Consider the following 18,001-nt stretch of genomic DNA (forward strand, 5'->3'; position numbering starts at 1 on the left):
CAGAAAAGAAACCGATCCAGACAGGGATGACCGCAATGACCTTTCTCGCCTTCCGCAGCCTGACCGGCGCCGTCGCGGGCGCGGCCTTCGCGTTGCCCGCCGCCGCCGCCAACTGGGACATGCCCACGCCCTACGGCGACAGCGTGTTCCACACCCAGAACATCACGCAGTTCGCCGAGGACGTGGCCGCGGCCACCGAAGGCGCGGTGGAGATCACCGTGCACTCGGCGGGCTCGCTCTATGCCCACCCGGAGATCAAGGACTCGGTGCGCCGGGGCCTTGCGCCCATCGGCGAGGTGCTGATGTCGCGGCTGGCCAACGAGGACCCGGTCTTCGCGGTCGATTCGATCCCGTTCCTGGCCTCGAGCTACGAGGAGGCCGAGGCGCTCTGGGAGGCGTCCCGCCCGCTCGTCGAGGAGAAGCTCGCGGCGCAGGGCCTCACGCTGCTCTTCGCGGTGCCGTGGCCGGGCCAGAGCCTCTACAGCCAGGACCCGCTGACATCCGCCGCGGATCTCGAGGGCGCGTCGTTCCGCGCCTACAACGCCGCGACCGAGCGGCTGGCGCAACTCATGGGCGCGGTGCCCACCCAGGTGGAGGCCGGCGACATCCCCACCGCCTTCGCCACGGGCCGTGTCGACGCGATGATCACCTCGCCCTCCACCGGCGTCTCGAGCCAGGCGTGGGATTTCACCTCGCATTACACCGACACGCAGGCCTGGCTGCCCAAGAACATGGTGATCGTGAACACCCGCGCGTTCGAGGCCCTGCCCGAGAACCAGCGCGCGGCGCTTCTCGACGCCGCCGCCGCCGCCGAGAGCCGCGGCTGGGAGATGTCGGCCGCCGAAACCGAGGAGAAGATCGCCACGCTGAAGGAGAACGGCATGACGGTCTCCCAGCCCTCCGACGAGCTGGCCGCAGAGCTCGCCGAGGTCGGCGAGACGATGACGGCCGAATGGCTGGACGAGGCCGGCGACGAGGGCCGGAAGGTCATCGAGGCCTACCAGTCGGGCATGTGATCCGCCTATCGGCGGGGCCGGGATCCCGGCCCCGCCGCCCTTTCCCCCTTTCAGCCGGAGACGCCGGATGCGCCGGATGCTCGACCGCCTTTACGACGGGGCGCTGTGGCTCGCCGCCCTCTCTTTCGCGCTGATCGCGGCGCTCGTCCTGCTGCAGATCCTCGGGCGGCTCGTCGACCGCGCGGCGCGCGCGCTGGAAATGCCGCCGCCCGGCTTCACCATTCCCTCGCTCGCGGAGTTCGGCGCCTACCTCTTCGTGGCGGCCGTCTTCCTCGGGCTCGCCGGAACGCTGCAGGCGGGCGGCCATGTGCGGGTGAAGCTGGTGATCCGGTCCCTGCCGCCCGCTGCGGCGCGCTGGCTGGGCGCGGCGGTGGCCGGGCTCGCCGTGGCACTCGGGGCTTTCGCCAGCTGGTCGAGCCTTCTTCAGACGCTGGACAGCCTCCGCTTCGACTCCGTCAGCTATGGCGTCATCGCCATTCCCCTGGCCATTCCGCAGGCAGTGATGACGCTTGGCCTCGCGCTTTTCACGGTCGCGCTTCTCGATGCGATGGCCACCCTGCTGCGCGGCGGCACGCCCGCCCATGACGCGGCCGAACTGCGCACCGAGGAGGCGCGCTGATGGAGATCGCGCTTCTCTCGCCGCTTCTCGTGGCGGTGCTCTTCGGCGCGCTGGCCGCCGGGCTCTGGGTGGGGTTCGCGCTCATCCTCGTGGGGCTGGTCGCCATGGTCGCGGCCGCGCCGGCGCCCCCGGAGCTTGTCTTCGCCACCAAGGTCTGGGGCGGGCTGTCCGTCTGGGATCTCACGGCGCTGCCGATGTTCATCTGGATGGGCGAGATCCTGGTGCGATCGCGGCTCTCCTCGGACATGTTCTCCGGCCTCGCGCCCTTCACCGCGCGGCTGCCCGGGCGTCTGCTGCACGTCAACGTGCTGTGCTGCGCGCTCTTCGCGGCGGTCTCGGGCTCCTCGGCCGCGACCACCGCCACCATCGGGCGCATGTCGCTGCCCGAACTCAGGGCGCGCGGCTACGACGACCGGATGGCGATCGGCACGCTCGCGGGCTCGGGCACCTTCGGCTTCCTGATCCCGCCCTCTATCATCCTGATCGTCTATGGCGCGGCGACCGAGCAGTCCATCGCGCGGCTCTTTCTCGCGGGCGTGGTGCCGGGGCTGATGCTGGCCGGGCTCTTCGGCGGCTACATCATGCTCTGGTCGCTCCTGAACCGCGCGCGGATGCCCGCCGAGGAGCCGCCCACCGACCGGCGCGAGGCGATGCGCGCCGCCGCCCGCCTCCTGCCCGTGGTGGGGCTGATCGTGGCGGTGATCGGGTCCATCTACGCCGGCATCGCAAGCCCCACGGAGGCCGCCGTGATCGGCGTAGCCGGCGCGCTGATCCTCTCCTGGGCGACGGGCGCTTTGTCGCTGACCGGGCTCGGCGACTCGCTTCGCGCCGCCACGGTCACGACCTGCATGATCTCGTTCATCCTCGCGGGCGCGGCCTTCCTCACGGTGGCGATGGGCTACACGGGCATCCCGCGCCAGCTCGCCGCCTGGATCGGCGAGATGGGTCTTTCGCCGTTCGCGCTCCTCGCCATCCTCACCCTGTTCTTCATCGTCATGGGCATGTTCCTCGACGGCATCTCCATCGTGGTCCTGACCGTCTCGATCATCCTGCCCATGGTGACGGCCGCGGGGATCGACCCGATCTGGTTCGGCATCTTCCTCGTCCTCGTCGTCGAGATGAGCCAGATCACCCCGCCCGTGGGCTTCAACCTCTTCGTCATCCAGACGATCACGGGGCGGGACATCTTCACCGTGGCGCGCTACGCGCTGCCCTTCTTCCTGCTTCTGGTGCTCGCCGTGGCCATCCTCGCGGGCTTCCCCGAGATCGCGCTCTGGCTGCCGGGCACGATGCTGTCGCGATGACCGGCCCGGGCGACAGACCGATGGTCGGGCCGGTGGTGAGCTCGGCCCACCTGGCCAACTCGAAGGTGCCGGAGCTTTCGGAGGTGGAGTTCGCCCTGACCATGGCGAACCACGCCTTCCAGCGCTGGATCACGCGCTGCATGACGGCGGCCGGCGCGCCCGGCATGGCGCCGCTCGAGGTGCTGATCCTGCATCTCGTCAACCACCGCGACCGCGCCAAGACGCTCGCCGACATCCGCCTCGTCCTGCATGTGGAGGACACGCATCTCGTCTCCTACGCCGTGCGCAAGCTGAACGAGCGCGGGCTCGTCGAAACCGGGCGCGAGGGCAAGGAGAAGACCGTCCGGATCACCGAGGCGGGCACGGCGCTCTGCACGCGCTACGCCGAGGTGCGCGAGGCACTTCTCGTCGAGGGCATCGCCGCCTCGGGCCTCGATCCGGCGGAGATGTCGCGGCTCGCCGCGCTCCTGCGCGCGATCTCGGGCAGCTACGACCAGGCCGCCCGGGCCGCCACCACGCTTTGACGGGCCTGCTGGCGCGGGCCGGGCGGCAGGGGCGCTGGCTTCTGCTCGCGGGGCTGGCGGCGGGCATCGCCCTGCCGGACCTCGCCGGGGCGATGATCCCCGCCATCGTGCCCCTGATCGCGGCCACGCTCTTCGTCGCCGCGCTGCGCACCGGGCCGGCGGCGGCGCTGCCCCCGCGGGCGGGGCTGCGGCGGGCGGTCCTGCGTACGCTGGTGCTGCAGACGGCCCTGCCGCTCGCCGCCGGGGCCGTCCTGGCCGCGCTGGGATGGCTGGACAGGCCGGCCGCGATCGGCGCGGTGCTGGTGCTGGCCGCCGCGCCCATCACCGGCGTGCCGGGCCTTGCGGTGATGAGTGGCGCGGACCCCGCCGCGGCGCTGCGCCAGCTCGCCCTCGGCACGGCGCTCCTGCCGTTCACGGCGGCACCGGTCTTCGCGCTTCTCCCGGTGTTTCCCGATCCGCTCGCTGTCGCGGCCGGGGCGCTGCGGCTTCTTGCGGTGATCGGCGCCGCGGTCGGGGCGGCGGCCCTGGCGCGGCGGCTCATCCCGGCCCTCGCGCGCCCCGAGGCGATACCCGCGCTCGACGGGGCCATGGCGATCGCCATGGCGGTGGTGGTGATCGCCCTCATGTCGGCGGTGGGGCCCGCCATCCTGGGCGCCACGGCCGCGCTGGCCGGGAACCTCGCGCTCGCCTTCGCGCTCAACCTCGGGCTTGCGCGCGGCGTTTTCGTCCTCGGCGGCGCGGCGCTTCCGCGCGGGGAGGCCGCGGCGCTCGCCATCGCGGCCGCCTGCCGCAATCTCGCGCTCTTCCTTGCCGCGCTGCCGCCCGAGACCACGGGGCAGATCATGCTCTTCGTGGGCTGCTACCAGGTGCCGATGTATCTCACACCGCTGGTTCTGCCGCGCCTCCTCGGACGGCGCTGAGCCATTGCACGCGCGCCCGTTCCGGGGGATCAAGGCGCCAGGAGGACGCTCAGATGACAGACCCCGCCGAAGACCCCTTCGCCGTCCCGCCCGACACGCTCGGCCTCGACGCCGACGAGATGCGCCGGCTCGGCTACAAGGTCGTGGACATGGTCGTCGATCGGGCCATGCGCCGCAACGCGGAGCCCGCGATCCGCACGGGCGCGCCGGACGAGCTGCGCGCAGCACTTGGCGGGCCGCTGCCGGAAGCGCCGATGGACCCCGACGCCTCGCTCGACCTCATGGCAGAGGTGGCTCTCGCGCATCAGCAGCATGGCGATCACCCGCGCTATTTCGCGCGCGTGCCCGGGCCCGCCTCCTTCGCGGCCATCCTGGGCGAATGGATGGGCACCGGGTTCAACACCATCGCGGCAAGCTGGGGCGGGGGATCGGGCCCGGCCACCGTGGAACTCGTGGTGGTGGACTGGCTGGCGGAGCTCCTGGGCATGCCGCGTCGGACGGAAGGCGTGCTGCTTTCGGGCGGCTCGCTTGCCAATCTCACGGCCTTCGGGGCGGCGCGCGCGGAAACGGGGCCGGGCGTGGCCTACCTCACCGACCAGACCCACGCCTCGCTGCCGCGGGACCTGCGCGCCCTGGGCTGGGCGGAGGACGACATCCGCACGCTTCCGGCCGACGCGCGCTGGCGCATGGACCCTGAGCGGCTGGCCGCCGCCCTCGCCTCGGACCGCGCCGAGGGCCGGCGTCCCGCCATGGTGATCGCCACGGCGGGATCCACGAACACCGGCGCGGCGGACCCGCTGGACAAGATCGCCGACATCGCGGCGCAAGAGGGGCTCTGGCTGCATGTGGACGGCGCCTACGGCGCGCCTGCCGCGCTCACGCCCGAGGGCCGCGCCGCGCTCGCGGGGATGGAGCGCGCGGATTCCCTCGTGCTCGACCCGCATAAATGGCTCTTCCAGCCCTACGACGTGGGCGCCTGCCTCGTCACCCGCCCCGGCGCGCTCGAACGCGCCTTCGCGATGAGCCCGGAATACCTGCGCGACGTGCAGCAGGGCACGGGCGCCGTGAACTTCGGCAATCGCAGCCTCGAACTCAGCCGCCGCTCCCGCGCGCTCAAGCTCTGGATGTCGCTGCGCACCTACGGCGCGGCGCGCTTCCGCGCGGCGGTGGCGGACGGGCTGCGCCTTGCAGAGATCGCCGAGGCCGAGTTGCGCGCCCGCGCGGACCGCTGGGAGGTGGTGACGCCGGCCGAACTCGGCATCACCTGCTTCGCGCTCCGGGGCGCCGACGGCGCCGAGCACGAGCGCCGGGCGCGGGCGGTCTCGGAGGAGGGGTTCGCCTGCGTCACGACGACGACGCTCGGCGGGCGCAGCGTGCTCCGGCTCTGCACGATCAACCCGCTCACGACGCCCGAGGACATCCGCGGCACCCTCGACCGGCTGGAGCGCGCATGAGCCCCGCACCCGCTCACCAGGGCGGCGGGCGCGCCTCGAAGATCGCCTTCAGCTCCTCGGCCCGCGCCTCGCTCCACCCCGGCGGATCGGTGAGCGCGGCCCAGGCGTCGATGTAGTCCTCGGCCACGTAGAAATGCCCGTAGCCCTCGATCGCAAGCGCGATCGTCATGTCGAGCCCGACCTGGAACGCCGTGACGAGCGGGAACCACCGCATCTCGGGGGAGACGTCGGACGCGCGCGGCTCCTCGAGCCAGGCGGGCCGGCGCCAGAGCGTGGCGAAATCGAAGTTGACGATGGGATCGCTGCCGTAGCTCAGGAACACGAAGCGGATCGGCCCCCAGGGCGCGGGCGCGCTGTCCAGCGTGTTCGCCTGGTTGGTGACGCGGATCATGGAGCCGTTGCCGAAGCTCGGCCGCCACGCGGGGCTGTCGGGGTTGCGGTTGCTGCGGACGTAGCTCCAGAGCGGGCTCACGAAGGGCGAGCCCGCCCACATCGCGCCCTTGGGCGGCGCGTCGAGCACGTCGAAGAGCGGGAACTCCGCTTGGCTGTTGAGCGCGCCCTGGCTCAGCCCGTGGATGTAGAGATGCGGCCGCTCGCCTTCGGGCAGCGTGAGCCAGTGGCCGTAGATCACGTCGAAGAGGGCCCGCGCCTGGTCGAGCCCGTATTCGACGTTCGTCAGGATCGAGAGCACCGAGGTGAGGTAGGAATACTGCGCGCCGACCTGCGCGGTGTCGCCGCCCCACATGAAGTCGATCGTGTCGTGGGCGCCCGGATCCATCCAGCCCGTGCCGACGGGCGTCGTGATGATCAGAAGCTCGCGCTCGAAGCCGCCGGTGCGGATGAGCTCCTCAAGCGCCAGTTCCGCGCGCTCCCGCGCGGTGTCCGCCGAGACGCGGCCCACATAGACGCGCACGGGGCGCTTGGCATCCTCTCCCCAATAGTCCGCGATCTCCTCGGCCGAAGGCGTGCGCGAGATGAAGTCGCGGCCCCGGTTGCCGAGCTCGTCCCAGCCGATCAGCGACGCCGCGCTGCCCGTCATCATCGGGTCCATGGGCTGCTCCGTGGCCGGGTCGAAAACCTGCTCGCCCGCGGCGAACGCATCGTCGGCCAGCGCGAGCCCCTTGCGCACCAGCACCCCGTTCACGACCGTCCAGGAGACGAAGACGGCCACCAGCACGCCGAGCACGGGCCCGACGCGCCCCGGCAGGACGCGGCCGAGCGCTCCGCCCGTCCGCCGCGCGAGCAACATGAACCCGCTGCCCGCGGCCCAGAGGACGAGGAAGATCGCGAGGGCGATCCCCCCGACGAGGATCGGATGCGCCGTCGAGACCGGCTCGAGCTGCATCACGGCGCGCGTGGCGTTCTGCCACTCCGCCGCGTTCCAGAGGCCCCAGCCGCAGAGGCCGAGCGCCACGAGCACGAGGAGGCTCCGCACCGCCCGCTCGCCGGACGGGCCCGGAAGCGGCAGGAGCATGATCCGCCAGACCCAGACGAGAAGGCTGCCGACGCCATAGCCGACCGCCGCTGAAATACCGCTGAGCGCACCCTGCATCACCGGGTCGCGCGGGATGAGCGAGGGCGTCAGCGAGGCGACGAAGAAGATCGCGGCGAAGAGGATGCCGAGGCCCGTCGGCACCCAGTGACGCCGTCGCCAGTCGGGCGCTTCGCCCGCGTCCACCGTCTCGCTCATGGATCCGCTCCCGCCAGGTCTCAGCCTCCGACTGAAGGCGTAGCGGCCCGACGTGTCAATCCTGCGACGCCTCCCCGGGCGGATCGGCGGCCTCGCCCGTCTCTGCGCGGGATTTCCGAATCAGGTGATCGCCAAGCGCGCCGGCCGCCGCCACGAAGAGCCCGATCCCGAGGAAGATGTAGATCATGGTGAAGACCTTCCCCGCCGCGGTCGCGGGCACGAGTTCGCCGTAGCCCACGGTGGAGATCGTTACCACCGAGAAGAAGAGCGCGTCGAGCCATCCCCAGCCTTCGACCCAGCGGTAGAACAGCGTCGCCAGGGCGATCAGCGTCCCGGTAAGCGCCAGAAGCGCCCGCACGCGCGCGTCGGCGAACGCGCCGGCGACGCCGCCTGCAAGCCATATCAGCGGCCTTTGCCGTGCCATGTCTCCTCCCGTTTTTTCGTGTCGCCTTTCATCAAGACGCGGGCGCCGTGCTGTGGCAAGGTCCGGCCATGAGGTTCGGCTGGCCGGGGCGGCGTGCGATGTGGTGGATGGTGATCGGTGGCACGGTGGCCCTGGTCCTTGTGGTGGTCGCGGGGAACACGGTGGGACGCTACACGGGGCTGACCGTTCCGCGCGACACGCCGGAGACGCTGTCGGCGCTTCTCAAGCCGCATTACACGGTGACACGCCCCGAGGGCGAAGGGCCGTTCCCCACCGCGCTTCTTCTGTCAGGCTGCGACGGGCCGCGCGACAATCTTCCGCGCTGGGCGGAGGCGCTCAAGGCGCGCGGCTGGGCCTCGGTCGTGGTGGACAGCCACACGCCGCGGGGCTTCACCGAGTTCCAGCTCTGGCGACTGATCTGCGCGGGCCAGCTCCTCAACGGCGCGGAGCGCGCGGGGGACATCGCGGTGGCCATCGACGACGTGCGCGCCATGCCCTTCGTGGACGGGGACCGGATCGCGCTCGTCGGCGCTTCCCATGGCGGCTGGGCGATCCTGGAGTTCCTCTCCATGGCGGACCACGGCGAGGTGCCGCACATCCTGACGGAGTGGCCGGAAAGCCTTGCCGCCGACCCGCTCGACGGCATCGGGGCGGCGCTCCTGCTCTATCCCTATTGCGGACAGCTGAGCCGCGCGAGCCGGCGCGGCTGGCGGAGCGAGGTCCCGGCGCTGTTCCTGCTCGCGAAGAACGATGCCATCGCCAACGAGGAGGACTGCCTGACCGTGGCCCGCCGCGAGGCGCGGCGCGGATTGCCGGTGGAAACGCACGTCTATTCCGGCGTCACCCACGGCTTCGACCAGCAGGAGAAGGCGCCGCTCAGCACGCTCGGCTACGACGCGGAGGCGACCGCGGACGCGCTCGCCCGCGGCGGCGCCTTCCTCGACGCCGCCATGGGCCGCTAGGTCTTCGTCGCGCCGTCGTCGTCCCCGGCGGCGGAATGGACGAGGTCCGGCCCGGCCCCGGCCCGCCCCTTGACCCGTTCCCTGAGCGACTGGAACACGACGTATAGCGCCGGGATCGCGAAGATGCCGACAACCGCCGCCGCGAGCATCCCGCCCGCGACCCCCGTGCCCACCGCGCGGCGGCTCAGCATCGAGGCGCCTTCCGCCGTGACGAGAGGGATCAGGCCCGCGATGAAGGCGAAGCTCGTCATCATCACCGCGCGGAAGCGGGCATGGGCGCCGCCGATCGCGGCGTCGACGATGCTGTCGCCCTGCTCGCGCCGCGCCTTGGCGAACTCCACGATCAGGATCGCGTTCTTCGCGGCGAGCGCGATCAGCACGACGAGGCCGATCTGCGCGTAGATGTTGAAGGGCAAGCCGGTGAGCAGGAGCGCCAGAATCGCGCCGGCCACCCCGAAGGTGACGGACAGAAGGACCGGCACCGGGATCGTCCAGCTTTCGTAAAGCGCGACAAGGAAGAGATAGGCGAAAAGCAACGCCATCGCGAGGATCGCCGTGGTCTGGCCGGCGGCCTGCTTCTCCTGCAGCGCGGTGCCGGTCCATTCATAGTCGTACCCGGCAGGCATCGACGCCAGGGCCACCTCCTCCATCGCGGCGAGCGCCTCGCCCGAGGAGACGTCGGACGCCGGGTTGCCGCTGATCGTCGCCGAGCGCTGGTTGTTGTAGCGCTGCAGCGACATGGGGCCGACGATGTAATCGACCTCGGCGAAGGCGCCCACGGGCACCATCTCGCCGGTCGCGGAGCGCACGTGGATTCGCGCGATGTCGGAAACCGCGTCGCGGTCCTCGGGCCGCGCGCTCATCCGCACCTGCCAGGACCGGCCGAAGAGGTTGAAGTCGTTGATGTAGGCCGAGCCGAGCGTCGGCTGCAGCGCCGCGAACACCTCCGAGAGCGGCACGCCGAGCGCGTAGAGCCGCTCGCGGTCGATGTCGAGGAAGAGCTGCGGGCTGTCCGCCGAGAAGGTGGTGTAGACGCCGGCGAGCCGCGGGTCCTGGTTGGCGGCGAAGGCGAGCCCGCGGGCCGTGGCGGCGAGGTCTTCCGCGCTCTGCCCCTGTGTGTCGAGAAGCTGGAACTCGAAGCCCGCCCCGCTGCCGAGCCCGGCGATGGGCGGCAGGTTGAACGCGATCACCTGCGCCTCGCGGATCGCCGCGCCGCGCCTCGTGGCCTCGCGGATGGCGTTGAAGACCGATGTCTCCGCGGTGGTGCGTTCCTCGAAGGGCAGCATCGTCACCAGGGCGAAGGCCGCGTTGGATTTCGAGATGCCGTCGAGGATCGAGAAACCGGTGACCGAGGTCACGCTCTCGACGCCGGGCAGCCCCATCAGCATCTCCTCGACCCCGCTTTGCGCGGCGACCGTGCGATTGAGGGACGCCGCCTCGGGCAGGCGCGTCTCGACGATGAAGGAGCCCTGGTCCTCGGAGGGCAGGAAGCCGGTGGGCACCGCGCGGAAGAGCCCGCCGGTCGCCACCGCCGCGAGGACGAGGAGCGCGACCCCGAGGATCGCGCGCCGCGCGAGCGCGCCCGCGACGCGCGTGTAGCCGTCCCGCGCGCCGTCGATACGGCTGGAGATCCAGCCCATCACACCCTTGCGCGGCCCGTGATGCGGCTTCAGAACGATGGCGCAGAGCGCGGGCGAGAGCGTGAGCGCGTTGATCGCCGAAATCACCATCGAGACGGAAACCGCCACCGCGAACTGCTGGAAGAGCTGGCCCGAGATGCCGGGGATGAAGGCCACCGGCACGAAGACCGACAGCAGCACGAGCGTGATGGCCACGATGGCGCCGGTGATCTCGCCCATGGCGGCGGAGGCCGCCTCGGCCGGGGTCATGCCCGGGTTCTCGGCCATCTTGGCCTCCACCGCCTCCACCACCACGATCGCGTCGTCCACCACGATCCCGATGGCGAGGACGAGCGCCAGAAGCGAGACGGTGTTGATGGTGAAGCCCATGGCGAGCATCACCGCGAAGGTGCCCACGAGCGCCACGGGCACGGCGACGACCGGCACGATGGTGGCGCGCAGCGAACCCAGGAAGACGAAGACGACGAGCACCACGAGCACGAAGGCCTCGACCAGGGTGTGCTCGACCTCCGTGATGCTTTCCTTGACGAAGGTGGACGTGTCCGAGACCACCTCGATCCCCATGCCCTGGGGCAGGGTCGGCGCGGCATCCTCGAGCGCCGCCTTGACGCCGTCCGCCGCGGCGATGGCGTTCGCCCCCGGGGCGAGGTAGATGCCGACGAGCGTGGCCGGCACACCGTTGAAGCTCGTGCCCACGTCGGAGCTGCGCTCGCCCAGCGTGACCTCGGCCACGTCGCGCACGCGCACGACGCTTCCGTCCGCGCCGCTGCGCAGGATGATCTCGCCGAACGCCTCGGGGCTTTCCAGCCGGCCGCGCGCCGAAACGTTGAGCTGCAGGCCGGGATCCTCCGTCACGGGCTGGCCGCCGACGCGGCCGATGGCGGCCTGCACGTTCTGGCTTCTGAGCGCGGCGGTCACGTCCGACGGCGTGAGGTCCAGCGCGGCGAGGCGATCGACGTCGAGGTCGATCCGCATGGCGAACTGGTTGGCCGCGAAGACCGAGGCATCGCCCACGCCGGGCACACGCTTCAGCCGGTCGAGCAGGTTGATCCGGGCGTAGTTCGTCAGGTCCCCGCCGGTGACGGCCTCGGCCTCCGCGTAGAGCGCCACGCCCATCAGGAGCGAGGAGGACTTCTTGGCCACGCGAACGCCGGTCTGGCGCACCTCGGGTGGCAGGAGGGGCTCGGCCAGCGCGACGCGGTTCTGCACGTTGATGGTTGCGAGATCGGCATCGGTGCCCACCTCGAAGCTTATGCTGAGGATATAGCTGCCGTCCGCGCCGGACGTGGACTTCATGTAGATCATGTCGTCCACGCCGATGACCTGGTCCTCGATCACCTGCGCGACGGTCTGCTCCACCACCTCGGCCCCCGCGCCCGGATAGGCCGCGACCACCGCCACCTGCGGCGGCACGATGTCGGGAAACTGCTCCACCGGCATCCGCTGAAGGGCGAGGAGCCCGGCGAGGAACAGGACGATCGAGATCACCCCGGCAAGGCGCGGGCGGCGGATGAAGGTGTCGGCGATCATCTCAGCCGTCCCCGGCGGGCGCGGCGTCCACCACCATGCCCGGGCGCACCTTGTTGACGCCCTCGGTGACGACGCGCTCGCCCGGCTCGAGCCCGGCCTCGATCACCGTGAGGCCCTGGGCCGTGCGGCCGGCCTCCACCCGGCGCTGCTCCACCGTCTCGCCCTGGCCCACGACGAGGACGAAGGCGCCCTGAACGTCGCGCTGCACCGCCTGCTGCGGCACGGCCAGAACGCCCTCGGGCGCCGTGGCCGAAAGCGTCACCCGCACGAGTTCATCGTCGAGAAGCCGGCCCCTGGGATTGGCGAAGCGCGCGCGGAGCGTCACGCTGTCGGTGCCCGCGTTCACCGCGCTGTCGACGAAGGTGATGTCGCCCGGTTCGGGGTAGGTGCTGCCATTGGCGAGTTCCAGCGTCACGGCGGCCTCGCGTGCGGCCTGTCCCGCCTCGACGCGCTCCAGATAGTCGCGGAGCGTCGCGGTCGGCACCGCGAACTCGGCATGGATCGGATCGAGCCGCGTCAGCGTGGCGAGCGGCCCGGTCTCGGGGCCGACGAGCGCCCCTTCATCCATCGCCGAGGATCCGATCCGTCCGGAGAAGGGCGCGCGCATCTCGGTGTAGGAGAGGTTGAGGCGCGCGCGCTCCAGCGCCGCCTCGAGGCGCAGCACGTCGCCCTCTGCGCGGCCGAGCGCCGCCTCGGCGTTGTCGAGCGCCGACTGCGCCGCCGACTGCCGCCCCACGAGCTCGGTCTGGCGGTCACGCTCTATGCGGGCGAGCTCGCGCTGTGCCTCGGCGGCAAGCAGCGCGCCCTCGGCCTCCCTCACGGCCGTTTGGTAGAGGTCCGGCTCGATGCGGAAGAGGAGTTGCCCGTCCTGCACGCGGTCGCCGGGCCCGAAGGCCACGTCGAGCAGCACGCCCGAGACGCGCGGCACGAGCCCCACCCGCTGCGCCGCGTCGAGGCGGCCGTTGAATCGCACGGTTTCGGCGAGTTCCGTCATCGCGGCCGGCGCCACCACGACGGCCGGCGGTGGCGCGGACTGCTGTGCCGCGACCGGCGCCGCGATCATCATGGAAAGGGCGAGCGCGGCGATACGTCGGCACATCGGGGTCTCCGTCAGGGCGTGGCGGTCACGGCCGCGTATGACAGCGGTGCCCTTGCGTCAAGAAAAAGCTCCTCGCCGTGCCGGATCGCGGCCTCGCAGGGTTCACGGCCCTGCGCAACTGCGCTAGCGTCATCCAATCGGGCCACCCAAAAGCCGAGAGGACCCAATGATCCGTTTGCTGATTTCCACCGCGGCCTACCTCGTCGCCAACGCCGTCGGCCTTTTCGTCGCGACGCTGCTGCTGGACGGGTTTCGCATCGACCCGCTGTCCTTCGTTGTGGCGGTGGCGCTCTTCTCGGCCGTGCAGGCGGTGCTGAGCCCGCTCATCACCAAGATCACGTTCAAGAACTTCCCCCAACTCATGGGGGGCATCGCGCTGGTCACGATCTTCATCGTTCTCTTCATCACCGCCTCGATCATGCCGGGGATGGAGATCGGCGGGATCGCGAACTGGCTGGCGGCCACGCTTCTGGTCTGGCTCGGAAGCCTGATCGCCACGATCCTGCTGCCGATCTACGTCTTCAAGCAACTGCGCGAGCGCAAGCAGCAGGACGGCTGAGCGTCGCGTCGCGCGGCCCGTCGCGGACGGGCGCGCGGTTGCGGACCGGGCTCAGGTCGCGTCGCCGCCCTCGCCCCAGTCGCCGGACAGCAGCGCGTCCTTGTTGTTCCGCAGGAAGAAGGCGAAGGCCACGAGCGTCGCGCCGGTGGTGATGAGTTCCACCGCGAGCAGCACGCCCAGCACCACGGCCGCGGATTGCGGGAAGTTCGAGAAGATCATCAGCGCCAGCACGACGGAGATCGCGCCGGAGAGCAGGATCGCCCAGAAATAGCCCGACCCCCGCGCCGAGAAGGCGAGGAAGAGCTTCGCCACACCGCTGACGAGGAACATGATCGCCGCCACGATGGTGAGCGACAGGATGCCTGCGAGCGGGTTCGTCAGAAGCGAAATCCCGAGCCAGAGGAACGCGGCGCCGAGCAGGATCGCCCAGATCCGCCGGCCCCAGCCCTCGACCTGGAAGATCGCGACGAGTTGCAGGACGCCGCCGAAGATGAAGACCCAGGCCGCGATCTGCTCTGCCGTGAAGGTCGCCGCGAAGGGGTTCATGAGCGCGGCGATGCCCCCGACGAGAACGATCAGCCCGATGATGAGCCAGAGAATCCAGTTGGTCATGGGTCACTCCTCCCAAGGATATGCGCGATATGGGCGCACGCACGCACCCTGACCGCGCTTGGGCCTTGCGACAACCCCTAACGGCAGTAGGCTCCGCCCCGGTGCCGTGCGGTGTCGAAGTGGAAATGGTTGCGGTGGTAGCGGTCAGAGTTCGGGCCGAGCACCGTGCCGAACGGCCCGCAGGCGGCGCGATGCATGGCGGCGAGCGCCCGGCCGTCGCGTCCGCGCCCCCAGCCCTCGAGCACGGTGACCATGCCGCCGTCGCGCAGGCGGAAGCCCGCGATGTCGATGGCCCGGCCCTTGGCGTGTTCCGAAAGCCGAGCGCCGGGGCGGTTGTTGCGGGTCCGGCAGGCGTAATGGGCGAGGACCACGATCTCGGTGACGCCGCCGCCGCGGCTGCCGAGCGCGGGTTTCATGCCGCGCTCCACCCACTGCTTCAGCATCCGCGCCGTCGTGCAATCCATGATCGAGGGCTGGCTGAGCCGGACGCCGGATACCGCGCGGACCTGCACCGCGCCGTCGAGCCCGCATCCCGCGATGCGCCCCGCGATCCGTCCCGCCGGCTCTCCCTGCAGCGCCGGGTCGCCGCAGACGGCGCCGCGAGCGAGCGCCGCGCGCCGGGCGACGGCGCGGCGCGTCACCAGGTCGGGCCGCGCCGCGGGACGCAACGACAGGCGGGGCGCGCCGGGTGCTGCGACGCCGCGCGGGAGCGCCCGCGCCGTGCCGGCCTCGGCCAGCGGCGCGGTCCGCGCCTCGGGGCGCGGCGAGGTTTCGGGAGCGGCGAGGGACGAAGCCCCCGCGAGGGCCAAAGCGACGGCGAGCGATGCCGCCCAGCCCCTCACGTCTCGGTCTGCACCCGGCCGAAATCCGGCGCGTCGGTGTCCTGCCCGGCCTCGATGATGCCGCGCCGGATCGCGCGGGTGCGGCTGAAGTAGTCGTGCAGATGCGCCCCGTCGCCCGTGCGGATCGCGCGCTGGAGCGCGAAGAGCTCCTCCGTGAAGCGGCCGAGGATCTCGAGCGTGGCGTCCTTGTTGGTGAGGAACACGTCACGCCACATTGTCGGGTCCGACGCCGCGATCCGGGTGAAGTCGCGGAACCCGGCGGCGGAATACTTGATCACCTCGCTGTCGGTGACCCGGCGCAGGTCGGCGGCCACGCCCACCATGGTATAGGCGATGAGGTGCGGCGCGTGGCGCGTGACGGCGAGGACCAGATCGTGGTGGTCGGCGTCCATCTCCTCCACGCTCGCCCCCATCCCTTCCCAGAGCGCCCTGAGCCGCGCCACCGCCCCGGGCTCGGCATCGGGCGGCGGCACGAGAAGGCACCAGCGGTTGCGGAAGAGCGTGGCGAAGCCCGAGCGCGGGCCGGAATGCTCGGTGCCGGCGAGCGGATGGGCGGGCACGAAATGCACGCCGCCGGGCAGGTGCGGCGCCACGGCCTCGATCACCGCGCGCTTGACAGAGCCCACGTCGGTGACGGTCGCACCGGGCTTCAGGTATGGCGCCATCTCCTCGGCGACCGCGCCCATCGCGCCCACGGGCACGGCGAGGACGACGAGATCCGCGCCCTCCACCGCTTCGGGGATCGTGTCGACGACCCGGTCGCAGAGCCCGATCTCGCGCGCGGTGTCCCGCGTGGCGGCGGAGCGCGCGGTTCCCCCGACCTCCCGCGCCAGACCCCCGCGCCGCGTCGCCCAGAACATGGACGAGGCGATGAGCCCCAGGCCGATCAGCGCGACCCGGTCATAGACCGGCGGTCGGCTCATGCCGCCTCCGCCTTGAAACGGCCGATGGCGTGGGCCACGCGCCGGCAGGCCCTCTCGTCGCCCACGGTGATGCGCAGGCACTCGGGAAGCCCGTAACCCGCCACCCTGCGCACGATCAGACCCTCCTGGCGGAGGAAGGCATCGCAGGCGTCCGCCTCGGCCGCGTCGGCGAACCGCGCGAGCACGAAATTGGCGTGGCTCGGGTCGCAGGCCACGCCGTGCGCCTCGAGCGCGTCGCGAAGCCAGTCGCGCAGCCGCGCGTTGTCGGCCGCGCAGCGCTCCACGAAGGGGCGGTCGCGCACCGCGGCCTGCGCCGCGGCGAGGGCGATCGTGGACAGGTTGAACGGGCCGCGCACGCGGTTCAGCACCTCTGTGATGGCCTCGGGCGCATAGCCCCAGCCGACGCGCAGCCCGCCGAGGCCATAGAGTTTCGAGAAGGTGCGCGTCATCACCACGTTCTCGCGCGCGTCCACCAGCGCCGCGCCGCCGTCGAAACCGTCCACGTATTCGGCGTAGGCCCCGTCGAGCACCAGAAGCACGTGGCCGGGCAGGCCTTCGGCGAGGCGGGTCATCTCGGCCTCGGGGATCATCGTGCCGGTGGGATTGTTGGGGTTGGCGACGAAGACGAGGCGCGTGGCGGGCGTCACCGCCGCGAGAAGCGCGTCGACGTCGGTGTGCCGCGCGCGCTCGGGCACCTCGACCGGCGTGGCCCCCGCGGCGAGCGCCGAGATCCGGTACATGGAAAAGCCGTGCTCGGTGTGGATCACCTCCGTCCCGGGCCCGGCATAGCACTGGCAGAGGAGCGAGATGATCTCGTCGCTGCCCACGCCGCAGGTGATCCGGGCCGCCTCGAGGCCGTGTGTCTCGGCGATGGCCTCGCGCAGGGCGGCGTGGTCGGTCGGCGGGTAGCGGTGCATCCGCGCCGCCGCCGCGCGCGCCGCCTCGACCGCCGCGGGCGGCGGACCGAAGGGGTTCTCGTTCGAGCTGAGCTTGATCGCGTCGGCCACGCCCTCGATGCGCGACTCGCCGCCCTTGTAGGGCGCGATCTCCAGAATTCCGGGCTGAGGCGTGATCTGGCTCATGGCATGGCTCCTCGGAAGTCCCCTATATACGCCACGCCGGGCTTGCGAAAGCCGCGAAACCGCGCCGTGGCGAAGGGGCGCCAGACACGCAAGGGCCCGCCCCGAAGGACGGTCCCGCATATCTTCCGTACCGTGGCCGCCGATCAGTTCTGGGCGTAGTACTCGATGACGAGGTTCGGCTCCATCTGCACCGGGTAGGGCACGTCCGACAGGCCCGGGGTGCGCACGAAGGTCGCGGTCATCTTGCTGGTGTCGACGTCGAGATAGTCGGGCACGTCGCGCTCGGGCAGCTGGATCGCCTCGAGCACGGAGGCGAGCTGCTTGGACTTCTCGCGCACCTCGATCACGTCGCCCTCGTTCACGCGGAAGGAGGGGATGTTCACCCGCTTGCCGTTCACCATCACATGGCCGTGGTTCACGAACTGGCGCGCGGCGAAAACGGTGGCCACGAACTTGGCGCGGTAGACCACGGCGTCGAGGCGACGCTCCAGCAGGCCGATCAGGATCTCGCCGGTATCGCCGCGAACGCGCTCCGCCTCGCCGTAGATGCGGCGGAACTGCTTTTCGGTCATGTCGCCGTAATAGCCCTTGAGCTTCTGCTTCGCGCGCAGCTGGAGGCCGAAGTCGGACATCTTGCCCTTGCGGCGCTGGCCGTGCTGGCCGGGTCCGTATTCGCGGCGGTTCACGGGGCTTTTCGGGCGGCCCCAGATGTTTTCGCCCATGCGGCGGTCGATCTTGTACTTGGCAGAGGTGCGTTTGGTCACCGTCTGATCTCCTTGCCTGGCGCCCCTCGGGGCGCGG

Annotated in this window: 17 protein-coding genes; 8 read left to right on the forward strand and 9 right to left on the reverse strand. The window is 71.3% G+C overall.

Translation table 11 applies throughout. The features are described 5' to 3' along the window. The first annotated feature begins 35 nt into the window (after nt 1–35). The 6 genes from AB6A65_RS04545 to AB6A65_RS04570 all read left to right on the forward strand — a co-directional run bounded on the left by AB6A65_RS04545 (nt 36) and on the right by AB6A65_RS04570 (nt 5,837). Nucleotides 36–1,016 carry a TRAP transporter substrate-binding protein gene (locus AB6A65_RS04545; protein WP_371037171.1) on the forward strand — a complete coding sequence of 327 codons (981 nt, stop codon included), beginning with the start codon at nt 36–38 and terminating at the stop codon, nt 1,014–1,016. 67 nt (nt 1,017–1,083) lie between these two features. Continuing rightward, a complete protein-coding gene (locus AB6A65_RS04550) occupies nt 1,084–1,635 on the forward strand; it encodes a TRAP transporter small permease (RefSeq protein WP_371037172.1) in 552 nt (183 codons plus the stop codon). Beyond that, complete coding sequence (locus tag AB6A65_RS04555; RefSeq protein ID WP_371037173.1) at nt 1,635–2,939, forward strand: TRAP transporter large permease; 1,305 nt, start codon at nt 1,635–1,637, stop codon at nt 2,937–2,939. The genes AB6A65_RS04550 and AB6A65_RS04555 overlap by 1 nt, the downstream gene beginning before the upstream one ends. Next, complete coding sequence (locus AB6A65_RS04560; protein ID WP_371037174.1) at nt 2,936–3,463, forward strand: winged helix DNA-binding protein; 528 nt, start codon at nt 2,936–2,938, stop codon at nt 3,461–3,463. Before AB6A65_RS04555 ends, AB6A65_RS04560 begins: the two co-directional genes overlap by 4 nt. Then, entirely contained in the window at nt 3,460–4,383 is a 924-nt protein-coding gene (locus tag AB6A65_RS04565) for a hypothetical protein (RefSeq protein WP_371037175.1), read from the forward strand. The genes AB6A65_RS04560 and AB6A65_RS04565 overlap by 4 nt, the downstream gene beginning before the upstream one ends. A 53-nt stretch (nt 4,384–4,436) precedes the next feature. After that, nucleotides 4,437–5,837 carry an aspartate aminotransferase family protein gene (locus AB6A65_RS04570; protein WP_371037176.1) on the forward strand — a complete coding sequence of 467 codons (1,401 nt, stop codon included), beginning with the start codon at nt 4,437–4,439 and terminating at the stop codon, nt 5,835–5,837. A 13-nt stretch (nt 5,838–5,850) separates the two neighbouring features. Here the strand turns inward: AB6A65_RS04570 and AB6A65_RS04575 are convergent, their stop codons facing one another. Next, nucleotides 5,851–7,527 carry an alpha/beta hydrolase gene (locus AB6A65_RS04575; protein ID WP_371037177.1) on the reverse strand — a complete coding sequence of 559 codons (1,677 nt, stop codon included), beginning with the start codon at nt 7,525–7,527 and terminating at the stop codon, nt 5,851–5,853. A 55-nt stretch (nt 7,528–7,582) separates the two neighbouring features. After that, nucleotides 7,583–7,951 carry a potassium channel family protein gene (locus tag AB6A65_RS04580; protein WP_371037178.1) on the reverse strand — a complete coding sequence of 123 codons (369 nt, stop codon included), beginning with the start codon at nt 7,949–7,951 and terminating at the stop codon, nt 7,583–7,585. Nucleotides 7,952–8,019: 68 nt separating this feature from the next. Here AB6A65_RS04580 and AB6A65_RS04585 point away from each other — a divergent pair, with 68 nt between their 5' ends. Beyond that, nucleotides 8,020–8,913, forward strand: coding sequence for a dienelactone hydrolase family protein (locus AB6A65_RS04585; protein ID WP_371037179.1), 894 nt, complete (start codon nt 8,020–8,022; stop codon nt 8,911–8,913). On the opposite strand, the gene AB6A65_RS04590 is transcribed toward AB6A65_RS04585, so the two are convergent. After that, nucleotides 8,910–12,083, reverse strand: a complete 3,174-nt coding sequence (locus tag AB6A65_RS04590; protein WP_371037180.1) for an efflux RND transporter permease subunit — start codon at nt 12,081–12,083, stop codon at nt 8,910–8,912. The genes AB6A65_RS04585 and AB6A65_RS04590 overlap by 4 nt on opposite strands. 1 nt (nt 12,084) lies before the next feature. Then, the gene (locus AB6A65_RS04595) at nt 12,085–13,182 is read right to left on the reverse strand and encodes an efflux RND transporter periplasmic adaptor subunit (RefSeq protein ID WP_371037181.1); all 1,098 of its coding nucleotides are present in this window, start codon (nt 13,180–13,182) and stop codon (nt 12,085–12,087) included. 166 nt (nt 13,183–13,348) lie between these two features. On the opposite strand from AB6A65_RS04595, the gene AB6A65_RS04600 reads away from it, so the two are divergent. Next, on the forward strand, nt 13,349–13,741 hold the full coding sequence (locus tag AB6A65_RS04600) for a phage holin family protein (protein WP_371037182.1): 393 nt from the start codon (nt 13,349–13,351) through the stop codon (nt 13,739–13,741). A gap of 51 nt (nt 13,742–13,792) precedes the next feature. Here AB6A65_RS04600 and AB6A65_RS04605 read toward each other — a convergent pair whose 3' ends face one another. From AB6A65_RS04605 to rpsD, 5 genes are all read right to left on the reverse strand, one after another. Further along, nucleotides 13,793–14,353: an HdeD family acid-resistance protein gene (locus tag AB6A65_RS04605; protein WP_371037183.1), complete on the reverse strand. Its 561-nt coding sequence runs from the start codon at nt 14,351–14,353 to the stop codon at nt 13,793–13,795. Between the two features lie 77 nt (nt 14,354–14,430). Beyond that, entirely contained in the window at nt 14,431–15,195 is a 765-nt protein-coding gene (locus AB6A65_RS04610) for an extensin family protein (RefSeq protein WP_371037184.1), read from the reverse strand. Continuing rightward, a complete protein-coding gene (locus tag AB6A65_RS04615; protein WP_371037185.1) occupies nt 15,192–16,118 on the reverse strand; it encodes a prephenate/arogenate dehydrogenase family protein in 927 nt (308 codons plus the stop codon). Before AB6A65_RS04615 ends, AB6A65_RS04610 begins: the two co-directional genes overlap by 4 nt. After that, nucleotides 16,115–17,200: a histidinol-phosphate transaminase gene (gene hisC, locus AB6A65_RS04620; RefSeq protein WP_371037186.1), complete on the reverse strand. Its 1,086-nt coding sequence runs from the start codon at nt 17,198–17,200 to the stop codon at nt 16,115–16,117. Before hisC ends, AB6A65_RS04615 begins: the two co-directional genes overlap by 4 nt. A gap of 143 nt (nt 17,201–17,343) precedes the next feature. Further along, nucleotides 17,344–17,964, reverse strand: coding sequence for a 30S ribosomal protein S4 (rpsD, locus tag AB6A65_RS04625; protein ID WP_371037187.1), 621 nt, complete (start codon nt 17,962–17,964; stop codon nt 17,344–17,346). Between the last annotated feature and the right edge of the window lie 37 nt (nt 17,965–18,001).

Source organism: Rhodosalinus sp. FB01 (assembly GCF_041365715.1).
Classification (GTDB): Bacteria; Pseudomonadota; Alphaproteobacteria; order Rhodobacterales; family Rhodobacteraceae; genus Rhodosalinus.

Bases quoted from the DNA above. Each gene is read 5' to 3' on its own strand.
- AB6A65_RS04545 (WP_371037171.1), top strand. From the start codon at position 36: ATGACCTTTCTCGCCTTCCGCAGCCTGACCGGCGCCGTCGCGGGCGCG.
- AB6A65_RS04550 (WP_371037172.1), top strand. From the start codon at position 1,084: ATGCGCCGGATGCTCGACCGCCTTTACGACGGGGCGCTGTGGCTCGCC.
- AB6A65_RS04555 (WP_371037173.1), top strand. From the start codon at position 1,635: ATGGAGATCGCGCTTCTCTCGCCGCTTCTCGTGGCGGTGCTCTTCGGC.
- AB6A65_RS04560 (WP_371037174.1), top strand. From the start codon at position 2,936: ATGACCGGCCCGGGCGACAGACCGATGGTCGGGCCGGTGGTGAGCTCG.
- AB6A65_RS04570 (WP_371037176.1), top strand. From the start codon at position 4,437: ATGACAGACCCCGCCGAAGACCCCTTCGCCGTCCCGCCCGACACGCTC.
- AB6A65_RS04575 (WP_371037177.1), bottom strand. From the start codon at position 7,527: ATGAGCGAGACGGTGGACGCGGGCGAAGCGCCCGACTGGCGACGGCGT.
- AB6A65_RS04580 (WP_371037178.1), bottom strand. From the start codon at position 7,951: ATGGCACGGCAAAGGCCGCTGATATGGCTTGCAGGCGGCGTCGCCGGC.
- AB6A65_RS04585 (WP_371037179.1), top strand. From the start codon at position 8,020: ATGAGGTTCGGCTGGCCGGGGCGGCGTGCGATGTGGTGGATGGTGATC.
- AB6A65_RS04590 (WP_371037180.1), bottom strand. From the start codon at position 12,083: ATGATCGCCGACACCTTCATCCGCCGCCCGCGCCTTGCCGGGGTGATC.
- AB6A65_RS04595 (WP_371037181.1), bottom strand. From the start codon at position 13,182: ATGTGCCGACGTATCGCCGCGCTCGCCCTTTCCATGATGATCGCGGCG.
- AB6A65_RS04600 (WP_371037182.1), top strand. From the start codon at position 13,349: ATGATCCGTTTGCTGATTTCCACCGCGGCCTACCTCGTCGCCAACGCC.
- AB6A65_RS04605 (WP_371037183.1), bottom strand. From the start codon at position 14,353: ATGACCAACTGGATTCTCTGGCTCATCATCGGGCTGATCGTTCTCGTC.
- AB6A65_RS04615 (WP_371037185.1), bottom strand. From the start codon at position 16,118: ATGAGCCGACCGCCGGTCTATGACCGGGTCGCGCTGATCGGCCTGGGG.
- hisC (WP_371037186.1), bottom strand. From the start codon at position 17,200: ATGAGCCAGATCACGCCTCAGCCCGGAATTCTGGAGATCGCGCCCTAC.